This is a genomic window from Lentzea sp. NPDC051838, assembly GCF_040681245.1.
Taxonomy (GTDB): domain Bacteria; phylum Actinomycetota; class Actinomycetes; order Mycobacteriales; family Pseudonocardiaceae; genus Lentzea.
The window spans coordinates 34,366-51,584 of record NZ_JBFAYI010000005.1; the positions used below are offsets into that span (position 1 = coordinate 34,366).

Annotated in this window: 8 protein-coding genes and 1 tRNA gene; 7 read left to right on the forward strand and 2 right to left on the reverse strand. The window is 64.3% G+C overall.

The window, feature by feature from the left end; translation table 11 throughout:
- Window positions 1-11 precede the first annotated feature (11 nt).
- From AB0M24_RS13840 to AB0M24_RS13850, 3 genes are read left to right on the forward strand one after another with little or no spacing between them, the layout of a single operon-like run.
- Window positions 12-821, forward strand: coding sequence for a GNAT family N-acetyltransferase (locus tag AB0M24_RS13840; protein ID WP_363765856.1), 810 nt, complete (start codon window positions 12-14; stop codon window positions 819-821).
- Window positions 822-871: 50 nt separating this feature from the next.
- Window positions 872-2,158 carry an MFS transporter gene (locus AB0M24_RS13845; RefSeq protein WP_363765859.1) on the forward strand — a complete coding sequence of 429 codons (1,287 nt, stop codon included), beginning with the start codon at window positions 872-874 and terminating at the stop codon, window positions 2,156-2,158.
- A 46-nt stretch (window positions 2,159-2,204) separates the two neighbouring features.
- Window positions 2,205-2,987 (forward strand): thioredoxin domain-containing protein, encoded by a 783-nt coding sequence (locus tag AB0M24_RS13850; protein ID WP_363765862.1) that lies wholly within the window; start codon window positions 2,205-2,207, stop codon window positions 2,985-2,987.
- Here AB0M24_RS13850 and AB0M24_RS13855 read toward each other — a convergent pair.
- Window positions 2,980-4,218 carry a phenylacetate--CoA ligase gene (locus AB0M24_RS13855; RefSeq protein ID WP_363765865.1) on the reverse strand — a complete coding sequence of 413 codons (1,239 nt, stop codon included), beginning with the start codon at window positions 4,216-4,218 and terminating at the stop codon, window positions 2,980-2,982. The genes AB0M24_RS13850 and AB0M24_RS13855 overlap by 8 nt on opposite strands.
- A 123-nt stretch (window positions 4,219-4,341) precedes the next feature.
- Between AB0M24_RS13855 and AB0M24_RS13860 the strand changes: the two genes are divergently transcribed.
- A tRNA-Ala gene (locus AB0M24_RS13860) sits at window positions 4,342-4,414 on the forward strand.
- Between the two features lie 278 nt (window positions 4,415-4,692).
- Here AB0M24_RS13860 and AB0M24_RS13865 read toward each other — a convergent pair.
- Window positions 4,693-5,364: a hypothetical protein gene (locus AB0M24_RS13865; RefSeq protein WP_363765868.1), complete on the reverse strand. Its 672-nt coding sequence runs from the start codon at window positions 5,362-5,364 to the stop codon at window positions 4,693-4,695.
- A 195-nt stretch (window positions 5,365-5,559) separates the two neighbouring features.
- Between AB0M24_RS13865 and AB0M24_RS13870 the strand changes: the two genes are divergently transcribed.
- The 3 genes from AB0M24_RS13870 to AB0M24_RS13880 are packed head-to-tail and all read left to right on the forward strand — an operon-like array spanning window position 5,560 to window position 17,173.
- The gene (locus AB0M24_RS13870; protein ID WP_363765871.1) at window positions 5,560-10,536 is read left to right on the forward strand and encodes a LamG-like jellyroll fold domain-containing protein; all 4,977 of its coding nucleotides are present in this window, start codon (window positions 5,560-5,562) and stop codon (window positions 10,534-10,536) included.
- A gap of 35 nt (window positions 10,537-10,571) precedes the next feature.
- A complete protein-coding gene (locus AB0M24_RS13875; RefSeq protein ID WP_363765874.1) occupies window positions 10,572-16,802 on the forward strand; it encodes an RHS repeat-associated core domain-containing protein in 6,231 nt (2,076 codons plus the stop codon).
- Complete coding sequence (locus AB0M24_RS13880; RefSeq protein WP_363765877.1) at window positions 16,799-17,173, forward strand: hypothetical protein; 375 nt, start codon at window positions 16,799-16,801, stop codon at window positions 17,171-17,173. Before AB0M24_RS13875 ends, AB0M24_RS13880 begins: the two co-directional genes overlap by 4 nt.
- The last annotated feature ends 46 nt before the right edge of the window (window positions 17,174-17,219 follow it).

A 17,219-nucleotide genomic window follows, 5' to 3' on the forward strand; every position in this document is an offset into this window, starting at 1 on the left:
GGGTTGACGGCATGGTTGATCCGCTGCGTGACCCGGACGATCCGGAGCTGCTCGATCCGTACCAGTCGCGGTCGCTGGCTGTGCTGGTCGAGGGAGCGCGCCTGGCGTCGGGTGCCGTGCGGTACGGGCGAGTCGGACGGGTCGGGTGTGCGGCCGTGGTGATCAACCGTGAGAACCCGCTGCCGTCGGGGAACTTCGGCTGCGCGCTGGACGGGTCTTCTGTGGAGGTCGCGTCGACGTTGCTGCAGCTGGAGCAGACGTTCGCGGACGTGGGGCGGGCTGAGGCGGTTGTTTTCGCGTCGCCGACGACCGTGGACGAGATCGAGGGAATCGCGGACGACTCCGGCTGGTACGCGGTCGAGGAGCTCCTGACCGTGGTTCATCGCTCGGCTGCGGTGGTTTCGGAGGGTGTCCGGCGGGCTCGGGATTCAGATCTGCTGGGGATCGTCGATCTGCTGTCCGACGAGCTCGTGGGCAACCGGGAGCGGTTGGGCCGGTGGCTCGGGCATCGATTGGACGACCCGCGGTGTTTGTTGTTGGTGGTGGACGACGGAGATCGGATCGGCGGATTCGTGTCGGGGTTCGCTGAACGCGGTGTGGGGTTGGTCGAGCAGTGCGTCGTGCGTCCGGCGCGGCGGCGTCGTGGCGTTGGGCGGTCGTTGGTGGTGTCTGCTGCTGCGGCCCTTCGTTCTGCGGGTGCCTTGCTGGTTGCCTCGCAGGTGGATGAGGGTCCGGGGGAGCGGTTCGCCGAGGCGTGCGGGTTCGTCGCGGCGTATCCCGTAACGGCATATGTACGCAGAGTGGATGAGCTGCTCGACTGAGTTATTTAGTTGCCGCGTGACATATCCTTAGCAGGGCTAAGGGAGGCTTTGTGCGCGAGCGGTTACCGGTCGAGGTCTGGGTTCTGGTCGCGGCGAGCTTCATCATCGCCATCGGGTTCGGGATCGTCGCTCCTGTGCTGCCGGTGTACGCGGCGTCGTTCGGCGTCGGTCACACCGCCGTTGCGGCTCTGATCAGCACTTTTGCGTTCGTTCGGCTGGCGTTCGCGCCGGTGAGCGGGCGGTTGGTCAACAAGTTCGGCGAGCCGAACGTCTACATCGTCGGCATCCTGATCGTCGCGCTCGGCACCGCTCTGTCGGGGTTCTCGTCGAGCTACCCGGAGATGCTCGGGTGGCGGGCGCTGGCCGGTATCGGCTCGACGATGTTCACCGTGGCCGCTCTGGGCCTCTTGATTCGCATCACACCGGCGCCGATGCGCGGCCGTGCGTCCGGGCTGTGGGCGGCCGGGTTCCTGGTCGGCAACGTCTGCGGGCCGATCGTTGGCGCCGGGTTGGTGCCTCTCGGGCTGTGGGTGCCGTTCGTGTCCTACGGCTTGATGCTGTGCCTCGCCGCGTTCGTGGTGTGGTTCTTCCTGCGCCGTTCGACGCTCGCTGCCCTCGACAAGACCAACACCGAAGTGCCGATGTCCGTGCGTGAGGCCGTGCAGCACCCGGCCTACCGTGCGGCGTTGGCTTCCGGGTTCGCGAACGGCTGGGCCGTGTTCGGCGTGCGGGTCTCGTTGGTGCCGGTGTTCGTCATCGAGGCGTTGAAGCACAGCGCGGTCGTGGCGGGCATTTCGATGTCGGTGTTCGCGGCCGGCAACGCGTCGATGCTGTTCCTGTCCGGCAAGATCGCCGACACACGCGGCCGCAAGCCCGTCGCCATCGCCGGTCTGATCGTGAGCGGTCTCGCGACCGTGTGGATGGGCTTCACCGGCGACATGTGGATGTTCATGGTGGCTTCGCTGGTCGCGGGCATGGGCGCCGGCCTGCTGAACCCGCCGCAGAACGCCGTGGTGGCCGACGTGATCGGTCCTCGCGGCAAGGGCGGTCCGGTGCTGGCGGGCTTCCAGATGGTGACCGACCTGGGCGCGATCATCGGCCCGATGTGCGCGGGCCTGCTGGCCGACTCGTTCGGCTTCGAAGCCTCGTTCGCCATCACGGGCTTGTCGCTGCTGCTCGCGGTCGGCTTCTGGTTCGTGGCTCCCGAGACGCTGCCCACACACGAGGAGGAGCACACGGCTGCTGCGGTCGCGCCGGAGTGCGGCTGCCTCGACGAAAGCGCCGAGATCCCGACCGGTTCGCGCGTGGGCGGCAAGCCACGCCACCCGGAAGCGTGATTGCGTACTCAGCTTTCTTTTAGTTTGTGTCGCTACCCTCGTCGCCGTGGGTGGAGCAGAGCGCAGTGCGCGGAAGAAGAAGCAGGCCGCGCGTGCCGTGGCCCAGGCTCGTTCGTCGGGCTCGGATCGGACCAAGGTCATCGCTGGGGTGGCGGTCGTGGCGGTGCTCGCCGTCGCCGTCATCGGGTACGTGATCTTCCAGCAGATGAAGCCGTCGACGTCGTCCACCGACGCGATCCCGCTGGCCGCGGCCGACCACACCATCTCGGCGCCCGCGGTCCGCGACGGCAACACCGTGCTGGTCGGCAAGGACACGGCCACGGTCACCGTCGACGTGTACGAGGACTTCCTCTGCCCGATCTGCGGCACGTTCGAGAAGACCTACGGCTCCACCATCAAGACCGCGGTCGACGACGGCAAGGTCAAGATCCGCTACCACATCCTGCCGATGCTCTCGAACCGCTCGGACCCGCCCGGCTACTCGGCCGACTCGGCGAACGCGGGCCTGTGCGTGGCCGACGAGGGCAAGTTCAACGCCTTCCACGCGGCGCTGTTCGCCAAGCAGCCAGAAGAAGGCGAAGCGGGCTACACCAAGGACCAGCTCATCAAGCTGGGCAAGGACGTCGGCGTCACCTCTGCCTCTTTCGAGACCTGCGTGCGCAACGACACCTACAAGTCTTCGCTGAACGACCTGATGACGAAGACCAGCAACGATCCCGTGCTGAAGGACGCCGAGACGGGCCGCTTCCGCGGCACGCCCAGCGTCGCCTCCGGTGGCAAGCTCGTCAACCTGGACAACAAGAACTGGCTCTCCGACCTGACTAAGTGAGTCCGTCGATCGGCGCCTGGCCCTGCGTCCACCGGGCCAGGCGCTGAGCTTTGCCCACCTCGGTTCTCGGCAACTTGCCCGGTTCGAGTACATGCACCTGGCACGTGATTCCCAAGCGCTCCTTGAGCTTGCCCGTCAGTGCGTTTGTGATGTCCTGTGTGGACTCGACCGCCACGTGCAGCCGCGCCGTCGTCGTCCGGCGGTCCTCGACGATCAGGTAGTGCGGGCTCGCGTGCTCCAGCACGACCGCCTCGATCTCCGTCGGGAACACGTTGACGCCGCGGATGACGAGCATGTCGTCCTTGCGCCCCTTGAGCTTGCTCATTCTCCTCAGCGTTCTTTCGCCTGCCGGCTCGTGAATGCTCGCGATGTCGCCCGTGCGATACCTCAGCAGCGGCATGCCGGTCTTGGTGAGCGTGGTGAAGATGAGCTCGCCGTCCTCGGTCTCCGGGTAGAAGTGGTCCTCGGCGATGTTGAGAAGTCCTTCGGAGTCAAGGGATTCGCACGCCACGCCCGGACCGATCACTTCGGACAGCCCGTAGATGTCGAGGGCTTTGATCTGCAGTCTCTGCTCGATTTCGCGGCGCATCTCCTCGGTCCACGGCTCAGCGCCGAAGATGCCGACCTTGATGCTGTTCTGCTGCAGGTCCTCCGCGAGCCTCAGCGCGTACGAAGGCGTGCAGCACAGCACGTCCGGCTTCAGGTCCTCGATGAGCCTGATCTGCCGCTCCGTCATGCCGCCCGACATGGGAATGACCGTGGCCTTCAGTTTGAGCCCACCGTGATGCACCCCGAGCCCGCCGGTGAAAAGCCCGTAGCCGTAAGCGTTGTGGATGGTCGACGTCGTCGTCGCTCCCGCACCTTTGAGCGCCCGCGCCATGACCTCGGCCCAGACCTCGATGTCGTTGGCGGTGTAGGGAATGAGCGTCGGCCGGCCACCCGTGCCCGACGACCCGTGCACGCAGACGATGTCCTCCTCAGGCGCCATCCGCAGCCCGAACGGGTAGTGGTCCCACAGGTCCTGCTTGGTGATCGTCGGCAGCAGGTGGATCTCGTCGAGGCTGACGTCTGTGCCGCGCGTCACTCCAACTTCCCTGATCTTGCGGCCTTGGAAGTTGTCGGTTTGCAGCAGTCGGTCGACGAGCCCCTGCAAGCGCTGTTCCTGCAGCTCGCGGCGGGCCTCGGGGTCCATGCACTCGATCTTCGGGTCGAACGGCGCTCCGGCGGTCATCACCCGGTCCTACCAGCCCGAATGCGGTTTGGGTACCCCCGATTTTTATCTCGCTGGCCTCTTGATGTACGGTATTGCCACACGAGAACGACGGGGAAACTCGCCGGGAACGTGGACCTTCAAGGGGCTGTGGCGCAGCTGGTAGCGCATCACACTGGCAGTGTGAGGGTCAGGGGTTCGAGTCCCCTCAGCTCCACTTGAAGTAGAACCCGTCTGATCTAGCGAATTCGCTGGTCAGGCGGGTTTCTTGCTGTTCCGGGTTGATCTTCGAAGGTCGTCAGCGGGTCGTGTTGTGGTGCCCCCATGGAGCAGTTCTGGAGCAGAATGCTCCAGCATTCATGCCGTACCCCACCGCTAGCCTGGGTGATGGTTGTGACCCTCTCACCAGCGGTGTGAGGGTCACACAGGATTCCGTTGCACGACAATGGCTCTAGAGCGACGCCCAGCCAGAAGATGGCACGGCACGGAGAATGGTCAGGCGCCGATCGGCTTGCGAACCTCAGCGGCCTTCTCGGGGCCGTATTTCGCGATCAGCATTTCGTCGATCACCTGGACGTGGGTCAGGTTCTTCTCCTTGGCGGTCGCACCCAGTGTGGCGTTGGTGAAGTCGAACAGCGATGGCAGTTCGACCTTCCACGCGCCGTCCTCGCGAAGGAAGCTGAGGAACACGGTCGTCTGCGCTCTGGCCACGCGCACCTTCCCCAAGGCCTTGCCGTCGTTGACCGTCAGGCCGCCCAGTGTGATGGCGCTGATGGTGTCCTCGCTGACCAAACCCCGGTCGAGGGCGGCCTTCACCAGGTCGTGTGGAGACGCGGTGCGCAGCACTGCAGGGTCCAGGTCGCCGCGCATCGTGTACGTGAAGATCTGACCGCTTGGAACCAGCGTAGCGACCTGCTGCTCGGTGCCGGTGAGCGCGACTTTTCTGATTTCGTCGTAGGTGCTGAAGGTGCTGCTGGACAATAGTGATGCGGCGGTCGCTCCGTCTCTGGCCAATGCGGCCTTGCTAAAGGTCTCGAAGGCTGCGCTGATGGCCTGGGAGTCATCGAGGAGCTGAGATGTCGGGGGTGCGGTGGAGGTGATGGTCGGTGCTGAGGTGCCACACGCGGCCCCGAACAGACACATGGCTACCAGGAGAAGTCGCTTCACGAGCGGAGCGTAGGCAGTGGCCGAGGGAAGGCGCGAGACCCTCAGTCACACTTTGGTCACACTGAGCCATATGGCCGCTTGTCCACGGTTGATCGTTGCCTGAAGCTTTCTGTCGCGAGAGGTGGGGCTGGCGTCGGGGGATTGCCAGTGTCGTGTCGATGGCCGGCGCGGCATGTGGATGTGGGGGGCTTCGTTTTGAGACGCGCCGGGGAGGCGCAGGGCTTTGTCCTGCGCGCGTTCGTGACGTTCGCGGTCATGTCGACGTTCGTGGTTGTGCCTGCGAGGGCGGCTGAACCGGAATGCGTTGACACGCAGCCGACTGCCGCGACGGCCACCGAGATGGCGAAGCGCTGCGATCGTCGGGTTGAGATCACCGAGCTGCGCAAGGAGAACGCGCAGACGTTCGCCAAGCCTGGTGGTGGGTACACGACGGAGCAGTCGGTGGAGCCGCGCTGGGCTCGTCAGGGCAACGGTTCCTGGGCTCGGATCGACACGACTCTGCGTGTCTCGGGATCGACTGTGGCGCCCGTTGCGGCGGTGCTGCCTGTCGAGTTCTCCGATGGTGGCACGGGTCCTGCGGCTCGGTTGCGTGATGGTGATCGTGAGTTGTCGATCACGTGGCCGCTGGGTGCGTTGCCTCGGCCGGTGTTGTCGGGTGCGGCTGCGACCTATGCCGAGGTTCTGCCGGGTGTGGATTTGAAGCTCACCGCATCGGCGCAGGGTTTTTCGCAGCTGCTGGTGGTGAAGAACCGGGAGGCTGCCAAGAATCCGAACATCGCCAAGGTCGCGTTCGGGTTCGGGGCCAAGGGGCTGACGACGCAGGCTGCCGGTGGTGGGCTGGAGGCGAAGGACGCGTCGGGTCGTGTGGTGTTCATGTCGCCGACGCCGCTGATGTGGGACTCCGGCGGTACAAGCGGGGCCGGTGTGTCGGCGAAGGCGGCGTCTGCGGATCCGCCGAAGCAGCGGACCGCGGCGATGCCGATCGCGGTGCAGAACGGTGAGATCAGCGTTGTTCCGGACGCGGCTATGTTGAGCGACGCGGCGACGCAGTACCCGGTCATGATCGATCCGTCGTGGACGGGCCGCGTGCTGGACAACGCGTGGACGCTGGTGTCGAGCAAGGACCCGGCCTGGGGGTACTGGCAGGGACGTAACAACCAGGGCAACTACTACCTGGTCGACGGTGGCGACAAGGGCGCCGCTGGTGCCGGCCTCATCTGCGACAACGTCTCGACGGACGGGCGGTGTCTGAGCGATACCTACAAGGTCCGTTCGTACTTCCGGATGGACATCTCCGGGGTGAAGGGCAAGGTCGTCACCGGTGCGTCGTTCAAGATCGAGCAGCGGTGGGCGTTCACCTGCAACCCCAACTCCAACGCGACGGTGCGGGTCGCGGATGAGTTCAGCGGCGGTACGACCTGGAACAACCAGCCGAACTGGTGGGGTGACGCTTGGGCTTCGACGAGCCCGGCAAACCGCAAGGTCGGTGCGACGCACAGTTGCTCGGGGCCGGGTGATGTCGAGTTCGAGTTCACGGGTGTGGTCAGCAATGCGGTGAACACCGGTTGGCACAACATCACGGTCACGGTGCACAGCGACGACCGGAACGTCAACTTCTGGAAGCGTTTCAACGCCAGTAGTGCGCTGCTCTCGATCGACTACAACTCGGTGCCGAACCAGCCGGATCAGGTCACGGTCGACGGCAAGGGCTGCGCGACGGGTGATGCTCGTCCGGTGGTCCCGACCGCGACGCCGACGATGCGCGGCCGAGTCAGTGACCCGGACGGGGACACCCTCGACGCCCGTTTCGAGTGGCGGCGAATCCGTCCCAATGGATCGCGTGCCACGACGACACAGGTCGACCGGTCGTCCTACGGCAGCGGCTATACCGCGGACTACACTGTGCCCAAGCCGGACAGCCTGCCCAATGGCGTTGTGGAGGCGTCGGACACCTTGGTCGGCACGGGCGACTGGGACAACGACGGCAAGCCCGACCTGCTGGTCCGCGACGGCGACGGCTACCTGTACCTACTGCCCACGGTCGACACACCTGCCGGTCGGAAGTCCGGTGACCGGGTGGAGATCGGTACTGGCTGGAACGGCTTCACGATCGCGGGCGTCGCCGACTGGGACAACGACGGCAAGCTCGACATCATCGCGCGTCAGCCCGACACGGGCGATGTGTACCTGTATCCCGGTGAGGGGAAGCGCGGCCACTCGGGTCAGCCGGTGGTGAAGATCGGCTGGGGCTGGGGAGCGTTCACGTTCGCCGGTGTCGCGGACTACGACCGCGACGGCAAGCAGGACTTGATCGCGAAAGATCCCAACGGTGAACTCTGGATCTACCCCGGCGAGGCCAAGCGTGCACCGTCCACTCAGGACCGAGCGTCGCTGGGCGGGGGCTGGGGCAGTTTCGCCTTCGCTGGTGTCGCCGATCGTTCAGGTGACGGCAAGCCGGACGTGTTCGCGTATGGGCCGTCCGACGGCAACTTGTGGCTGTATCTGGGCAGCGGCACGCGTGCGGCCTACACCGGTGACCCGTCTCGGCACTTGATCGGCTGGGGCTGGCAGGGCACGAACCCGCGTGCGATGCCTGACCTCAACGGCGACAACGCCGTCGACATCGTCGCTCAGGTGTCGTTCTCCTCGGACTGGTTCTTCTACCCCGGCGTCGTCGGCACCCAACCCGGCCCGGACCGCTCCACCATCGCGGGCCGCGGCATGACCAGCGGAAACTACGAGTACCGCGTAACAGCCTTCGACAAGCGCATATGGGGACCGCCGTCCAACTGGTGCGAGTTCACCGTCGACATCACCGCGCCCGACGCACCATCGCTCAACTCCGCTGTGTACAAGACAATGGGCTGCCCCGTCGAGGGCTGCGGCGCGCTCGGTATCGCGGACACCTTCACTTTCTCCAGTACCTCTCCAGATGTCGTTAAGTACCGCTGGGGCTTCTCGGATCTACCGTCGATGACGGTTGCAGCGGGTACGCCGATCCGCTGGACACCGCCGTCGGCGGGCCCCAGGACACTGTTCGTCGACGCGGTGGACCGCGCCGGCCTTTCGACCCGCAACACCTTCCAGTTCAAGGTCGCGGGCGCGAAACAGAACGAGGCGCAGTGGTTCGCCATCGATGATCCGGCGGTCGATGCGACCGGTCACGGTCACGACCTCGCGCTGAGCGGGCTGGACCCTGCTCGAGCAGGCCGCACGGTTGGCGGACAGTCAGCTGTCGGCTTTGACGGCACCGCCACGAGCAGCGCGACGACCGCCAAAGTGCTCGACACGAGCAACGGGTTCTCGGTCTCGGCATGGGTGCGGCTCACGGGTGATACGACGAACCGCACGGTCGTCAGCCAGCAGGGTTCGGCCACTTCGGCGTTCCGGCTCGGCTACGACGCCAGTTCCCACAAGTGGACCTTCGCGTTGTCCGAAAACGACGCCGCGAACGCCACTCAGAAGACCGCGGTGTCCGACGCAACGGCAGTCACGGGCGTGTGGACACACCTGACTGGCACGTACGAAGGCCGTGACCGCGAGGTCCGCCTATACGTGGACGGGGCCTTGCAGCGGACGATCGCTGTAATGGACAACGGCTTCAGTGCCAATGGCCAGTTGTGGGTCGGTAGGGCACTACGCAACTCGGCTCCGGCCGAGTTCTGGCTGGGTGAACTGGCTGATGTTCGGGCCTGGAACCGCACCATCACTCCCCAGGAGTCTCTGGAGATGGCTGGCGCCGAGCACGTCAGCAGTGTGGGTGAGTGGAGGTTCGACGAGAACGGGGGTTCAATCGCCCACGATGTTTCGCCGTACGGCCGCGACCTGATGCTGAACCTCGCGGGAGGGGCGAAGTGGGGCGAGGGTATCGATCACTCCAGCGGCCTAGAGCTCAACGGCGTCAACAGTTCCGCGAGCAGCCGCGAGTCAGTGCTGAACACTGACCAGTCGTTCTCGGTAGATGTGTGGGTAAAACTCAATGACGCCAGCGCGCCAAGGACTGTCGTCGTGCAGCGCGGCCCGTCCACTGTGGACCCGTTCGTTCTGAAGTTCGACGGTTCTCAATGGAGCGCTGAAATGTCGAACGCGGCGGTGAACCCGTCCACGTGGTGGCGAGCCAAAGCTGATGCTGTGGTGAACAAGTGGACGCACCTTGTGGCGGTCCACGACGCCAGCGCCCGCACGTTGAAACTGGCGGTTGGCTACCAGGACGACCCAGACACCTTGAAGAGCACAGCGACCGGTGTTGTCGGCTGGAACTCCACTGGTGTCCTGTCCGTGGGTCGCAGCAGCGCGGGCGAGTACTTCAACGGCAACATCGACGAGCTGAAGGTGCTGCAGGGAGTCCAAGCCCCGAAGACTCTCGATCCCACGCCGCGGACCGGATCGTCGATCTCCGGTGACGCCAACGACGAGGTCATTTCGGTTGAAGCCGATGGTGTTGTGCGTGCGTTCCTCAACGTCAACGGGGCCTACCCGAACGGTTCGCAGCAGATCAGCTCGGGCTGGTCACGCGACCGCACCTGGTTCGCTGACATCGATGGTGACGGCAGGTCCGAGATCATCGGTGTCGAGGCCGGCGGTGCGATCAAGGCGTACCGCAACGTCAACGGCATGAACGGTTCTCCGTTCGGCGCAGCGGTCGTCATCGGTTCGGCCTCAGGTGAGACCGGCCGGATCCGGTTCGCTGATGTCGACGGTGACGGCCGTGCGGACCGTGTGTCGATCGACACCGATGGTCGGGTGCGCGTGTACCGCAACTTGTTCGGGATGAACGAGCGTGGCCAGTCGACGGCGTTCGCAGTCACGCCGGTGGTCGTCAAGGTCACTGCGGTCTCCCCGGACCGGATTCGGTTCGCTGACATCGACGGTGACGGCAAGGCGGAGTTCATCACGGTGAACGCCGATGAGACCGTGTCCGCGTTCCGCAACCTCGGTGGGCTCGGCTACGGCAGTTACGACATCTCGCAGGAGATCGCTACAGGCTGGACACCGGACCGCACCTGGTTCGCCGACATCACCGGCGATGGCAAGGCCGAGATCATCAAGGTCAACCCGGACGGAACCATGTGGTCCTGGACGAACTACAACGGGCTTACGGGAACCCCGTACGCAGGGTCCACCAAGCTCGGATTCGGCTGGCACGAGCCTGCCCAGGTCTTTTTCAGCTGACAGGTCAATCCACCACAAGAACCTGGAGTTGTGTGATGCCCACAGCCCTGCATAGACGTGGACTGGCCGTCGCTCTCGTGGCGTCGCTTGTGTCCGCTGTTCTGACCGCCACACCGCCGTCCGTTGTGGCGGCTCCGTACAAGCCGCCCGTGCCGAACAAGGAACGCGTGGTAGCCGGAAAGAAGAACGGCCTCATCAAGGTCGAGGACGTTCACACCGGAAAGGCCTTCACTGGCGGTGCGCCGGTGTGGCCCAATGCCGGAGTCACCGAGGTCGAAGCCGCCACGACCGAACCAGCCAAGGCAGCGGGAACACCACTGTCGGTCGCGGCAGCAGATGTCGCTGCGGCGAAGGCCAAACCCAAGATCAAGATCGAGACGTTCGACCGTGAGAAGACCCGCAAGGCGGGTGTAGAAGGCCTGCTGTTCAAAGTTTCTGGTGGTTCAGCGAAGGTCGAGGTCGACTATTCGTCGTTCCGCTGGGCCTACGGCGGTGACTGGGCCTCGCGCCTGCGCCTGGTTGAACTACCTGAGTGCGCGTTGACGGCGCCTGACAAGCCGGAGTGCTCCGCGAAGCCGGTGTCGTCGCGCAACGATGCGGCCAAGAGCAAGGTGACCGCGACCCAGGCGAGCCCTGCCAGCGGCAGTTTCATGGCGTTGACCGCAGGCACGTCCAGCGGTTCGGGCAGTTACAAGGCAACGACCCTGTCTCCGTCGGCAACGTGGTCAGCTGGTGGCAACACCGGTGGCTTCAGTTGGAACTATCCGTTGCGGATGCCACCGTCTCTGGGCGGTCCGACGCCGTCACTGACGCTGGGCTACTCGTCGCAGAGTGTCGATGGGCGGATGGCGGCGTCGAACAACCAGCCGTCGTGGGTCGGTGAGGGTTTCGACCTCGGCGTGAACTTCATCGAGCGCAAGTACGTCGGGTGCGCAGCTGACATGGCCGATGGCGCGCGCAACACCGAGAGGACCGGAGACCTGTGCTGGCGCAACGAGAACGCCACCTTGTCGATGACGGGTCACGGTGGTGAGCTGATCAAGGAGGCGGCGCCGTCGAAACGGTGGCGGCTGCGCCAGGACGACGGTACGCGTGTCGAGTTCCGAGTTGGAGCGGACAACGGCGCGCGCGATGGCGAGCACTGGGTGGTGACGACCCAGGACGGCACGCAGTACTGGTTCGGCCGCACCGGACAGTCGGTGCAGAACGTGCTGGTGGCGGGCAACCACGAAGGTGAGCCGTGTGCCGCGCCGTTGTTCAAGGATTCGTTCTGTTCGCAGCCGTATCGGTGGAACCTTGATTTCGTCGTGGACACCCATGGCAACACCATGACGTACAGCTACGACAAGGAGACGAACAAGTACGGGCGCAACAACTCCAGGACCGATCTGGTGACGTACGACCGTGCGGCGGTGCTGAAGCAGATTGACTACGGTACTCGCACGGATCGCAGCGAGACCGCGCCGATGCAGGTGGTCTTCGAGCCTGCCGATCGTTGCCTGTCCGACTGTGGAACGAAAGACGCTCAGCACTGGCCTGACGTGCCATGGGACCAGGAGTGTGCCGGGAACACGTGCAGCTACAGCTCTCCGACGTTCTGGGCCACCAAGCGCCTTGCCTCGGTGACCACCAAGGTTGCCGGCAACGCGGTGGAGAAGTGGACGCTGACTCACTCGTTCCCAGATCCGGGTGACGGCACGCGTGCGGGTCTGTGGCTGGACAAGATCTCCCGTGCTGGACTGGTGGGCCAGCAGACCCCCGTGCCGGACGTCCGGTTCGTGGGAATCCAGCTCAGCAATCGGGTCGACACGCATTCCGATCAGCTGGCGGCGATGAAGTGGTGGCGCCTCAAGACGGTCTTCACCGACAGCGGTGGGCAGATCGACGTGAACTACGCCGACCCGGACTGCGTTGTCGGCTCGCGGATGCCGAACCCGAATGCGTTGCAGGACAACAACCTGCGCTGCTATCCAGTGCGATGGACACCGGAGGGCAACACCGCACCGATCTGGGACTACTTCCACAAGTACGTCGTGAAGAGCATGACCGAGTTTGACATGACTGGTGGCTCGCCACGGGTACTCACGCAGTACGACTACATCGGTGACCCGGCGTGGCACTACTCAGATGACGACGGCTTCATCAAGGCCGAAGACAAGACGTGGTCGGTGTGGCGCGGCTACAGCGCGGTCAAGACACGGCTGGGTGATCCCGAAGAGCAGACGCTGACCGAGCGGCGCTACTTCCGCGGCATGCACGGCGACAAGCTGCCGTCGGGCACGCGGAACGTCCAGATTTCGGCGATCGCTGTGGGCAACGTGTCTGCGATGAATGACGACGACGCCTTCGCGGGCATGATGCGCGAGGAGATCGTCTACAACGGACCTGGCGGTGCCGAGGCGTCGGCGACGGTGAATGTGCCGTGGCAGTCGGAGCCGACGGCGAGTCGCACGATCAACGACGTCACCGTCCACGCCCGTTACGTGCAGTCCGCGGGCAAGCACACCCGCACTGCGCTGGACAGCGGGCGCGGATTCCGCACGACCAGCGCGGCGACCGAGTTCGACCAGACATACGGCACCGCGACGCAAACTGAAGACCGCGGCGACGATGCGGTCACGGGCGATGAGAAGTGCATTCTGATCGATTACGCGCGCAACACCGGGGAATGGCTGGTGGGGAAGGTGTTCCGCAAGCGCGACTTCCTGGTTGACTGTGCGAAAGCCAAAGTCGGCACGGGCCTGAGGGACCAGGACATCTCCGGGGACCTCAAGACCTACTACGACGGCCAGGCTCTCGGCGTCGCGCCGACCAAGGGTCAGCCCACCAAGGCCGAGACCCTCAAGTCCTACGTCAACGGCACTGCCACCTACCTGACCGAGTCGTCGACGGAACGGGACCTCTACGGCAGGGTCACGAAGCTGACCGACCCCAAGGGCACCACGACCACGGCTTACACCCCAGTCGCGGGAGGGCCGGTCACCCAGCTCACCACGACCAATACGCTGGGCTGGGTCACCACGACCACGGTGGAACCCGCTTGGGGGTCGCCGCGGTCCACAACGGACCCGAATCAGCGTCGGACGGACATCACCTACGATGGCCTCGGTCGCACAACAGAGGTCTCCGCGCTCAACTACAGCAAGAGGTTCAGTTACCTGCAGCGCAACGACGGACCTTCCGTCGTCACGACGAGCACGCTCAACACCAGCAACCAGTACGTGACCTCCTACGAGCTGTTCGACGGCCTGTTGCGGCCGCGTCAGACACAGCAGCCCGACGCGAGCGGCACCACATCGACCACGGTCGTTACGGATACCCACTACGACTCGGCAGGCCGCGTAAGGCGGACGAACAACCCCTATACCGCCAACGTGGCTCCTGGTAACAACCTGTTCGCGCCCACCGACGTAATCCCGTCGGCGACGGTGAAGGTGTACGACGGCGCGGGTCGTGAGATCGCGCAGGTGCTGAAGAAGAAGGTGCCAACGGCCAGTCCTGGCGGTGACGAGCTTTTCCGCACGACCACGTACTACGCCGGTGACCGCGTTGACGTGACGCCTCCTGTCGGTGGTGTTGTGACGTCGACGCTGGTCGATGCGCAGGGCCGCAAGTCGGAGCTTCGGCAGTACCACTCGGGTGTGGTGGCCGGCGCCGCGACGGGGTTTGACGCGACTAAGTACACCTACGACCCGAAGGGGCAGCTAACCGAGGTCGCGCATCCATCAGGCAAGAAGTGGCAGTACTCCTACGACGCGCGAGGCCGACAGGTTCGCGCGGTCGATCCGGACAAGGGCACGACCGAGTCGACCTACGACGACGCGAACCAACTAACGTCCACAAAGGATGGACGAGGCAAAGTCCTCGCCTACACCTACGACGCGTTGGGTCGCAAGACGAGCACACGCGACGGCTCGGCGACCGGCACAGCTCGCTCGGAGTGGTTCTACGACACACTCGCGGACGGCACCACAGTCAAGGGTGTGTTGGTGAAGTCAGTGCGCCACGGTGAGCTCGGCGACTACGTCATGGAGCATGTGGGCTTCATGCCGGACTACCAACCCTGGGGCACCAACTACACCATCCCGGACGCCGAGACAGGGCTCGGCGGCACCTACAGCTACGTCTACGGCTTCCACAAGAACGGTGCACTCAACACCACCCGCATTCCGGCCACCGGTGATCTCAAGCGGGAAATCCTCCAGTTCGACTACGACGCGTTGGGGCAGCTGGCGACCCTGAAGACCGCCTACGGGACGTCGCCGCAAACCAACCTCGTCAGTTCGACCGGCTACACGCCGCTCGGTGAACTTCTGACCTATGAGCTGCGCAACGGCAGCAGCAGCACGGTCAACGTCATGCGCAACTACGACGAGTTCACTCGTCGCCTTACCCAGATCATGACGACGACGCAGACCAGTGGCGATGTCTCGAACGTGTTCTACAGCCACGACTGGGCCGGCAACGTCACCCGCGTCTCGGACTCGGTCAGCTCGGACACCCAGTGCTTCCGCGCGGACTACCTGCGGCGCCTGACCGAGGCGTGGACCCCGGGCTCAGGCAACTGCGCGACCGACCCGACTGTCGCTGGGCTTGGGGGACCGTCGAAGTACTGGCAGTCCTACAGCTACAACCTTGCGGGCGACCGGACGAAGCTGGTGGAGCACGGGACCAGCGCCGGCGACCGCACTACCGAGTACTTCCCGACACCAGGCAAGCACTCGGTCGCCAAGACCGTGTCGACGGACAACGCGGGTAGCCGCCAGGCGACGTACTCCTACGACGAGATCGGCAACACCCTCACGCGGCCGTCGCCGGGTGGCGCGACGCAGGCGATGACGTGGGACCAAGAAGGACGTGTCGCCACGACGGTCGACGAGTCCGGTCAGTCGTCGTACGTCTACGACGCCGACGGCAACCGGTTGGTCCGTCGCGATCCTTCGGGGCGGACGTTGTATCTGCCGGGCCAGGAGTTGCGGTACACGGCGTCGTCGGGTGCGAAGGTGTGCACTCGTTACTACTCGCACGCCGGTCAGACCATCGCGATGCGGCTGTCGTCGGGGTTGACGTGGTTGTCGTCGGATCAGCACGGTACGGCGCAGAGCACGATCAACGCGTTGAGCCAGCTCGTGAGCACTCGGCTGAGCTTGCCGTTCGGTGAGATCCGCGGCAACACAGGGACATGGCCTGCGCGGATGGACAAGGGCTTTGTTGGCGGCACGTTGGACAACACCGGTCTGACGCACATCGGTGCTCGTGAGTACGACCCGAAGCTCGGCCGGTTCATCTCCGTCGACCCGGTGATGGATTTGGCGGATCCGCGGCAGTGGAACGCCTACGTCTACGCCAACAACAGCCCAGTCTCGTTCAGCGACCCGACCGGCCTGTACTGCGACTCGTGCAACTTCTACGAGGTGACCAAGGGTGAGAGCTCAGACGCGGGCGATTTCGAGGGCTGCGGGTACTCGCCCAACGGTCTCTGTGGCCCCGTGGGCTCTGGTGTGTCCCACCAGGAGATGGACCAGCAGTGGCAACTCGGGTACGAGTTGATTACCGGCACAGGTGACGGCTCCAATCAGCCCATCATCTACGGTCATCGACTACCCACCGCCGAGGAGATGAAGCGAGGCCCGATATTCGGTGCGCCGGTCATGATGGCGCCCGGCGAGTCTTACACAGAGGCCGTTGCGCACTGGGCCATGTACCTCTGCCGAAGCAGCAACCCCGGAGCGGGCTTCTGTGAATGGTCCTACACAATGGGCAACCATCCGATGACCGGATGGGACTTTGTGTTCACGGTCGCTGGAGCGGTCGGTCTTGCTGCTGGTGGCGGAGGTGGATCGCCACTGAAGGGGCTCTCCGCTGCTTCAGAGGAAGCAGGCTCGCTGCGCAATGTCGCCCAGGTACTTGGGGCTGGTTGCGGCAAATCTGGCAGCAGTTGCGGTATGGGAATAGTTAAGTACAATGCGGATTCTGAGCTCACTCGGTTATTTCGAGACCGGGTCGTCAAGGCTTCAGAATTGGAAAGCTTCGGGGCTTCTCAGGGTTGGTTGCGGAGTCGCACGGACAAGGGGCCGATCAAGTACACGGATGACAACGGTGTTGTAAGGCTTACGATCAAGCGTGGTACGGGGCGGGTGGCCGGTAGTGAGGGGCCGCATGTGGAGATTCGGAATGCGTCGGGTGAGAGAGTTGACCGGTATGGGAACACTGTGAGTAAGAGGTCCGTTGGTAATCACACTGCGATTGACTATGATCTGCCATGATTGATTACACTCAAATCGATGAACTGCGCCTCTTCTACCTGGAGGACAGTTGGGTGCTGGGCGTGACGGCGTGGCCGGGGATGCTTGCGTTCTCTATCGAGTTCGTGTTGCGGCCTGAGCACAAGGACTATCAAACTCCGCTTCCTGGGGAACGCTATTCTTATCGGCGTGGCGAGCTCAGGTTTGAAGGTGTTTCGAATCTTCATTGGATTGGGCAAGGGCTACCTCCCGCGCGAGACGCGTCAGGGGAGCTTGACTACGGAGGCGTTGATTCATTTGAACTGAACGATGGGTTCTACCGCATACGGGGGGACTTTGGGGAGGTGTCTGTGCAAGCCGATTCTTTGCGAATAGTGCTGACCCCTGTTTAGGTGGGTTGAACGAAAACGTGAATCGGCTTCGAGCCTCCGTCTTCTG

Bases quoted from the DNA above. Each gene is read 5' to 3' on its own strand.
- AB0M24_RS13880 (WP_363765877.1), top strand. From the start codon at position 16,799: ATGATTGATTACACTCAAATCGATGAACTGCGCCTCTTCTACCTGGAG.
- AB0M24_RS13875 (WP_363765874.1), top strand. From the start codon at position 10,572: ATGCCCACAGCCCTGCATAGACGTGGACTGGCCGTCGCTCTCGTGGCG.
- AB0M24_RS13840 (WP_363765856.1), top strand. From the start codon at position 12: ATGGTTGATCCGCTGCGTGACCCGGACGATCCGGAGCTGCTCGATCCG.
- AB0M24_RS13855 (WP_363765865.1), bottom strand. From the start codon at position 4,218: ATGACCGCCGGAGCGCCGTTCGACCCGAAGATCGAGTGCATGGACCCC.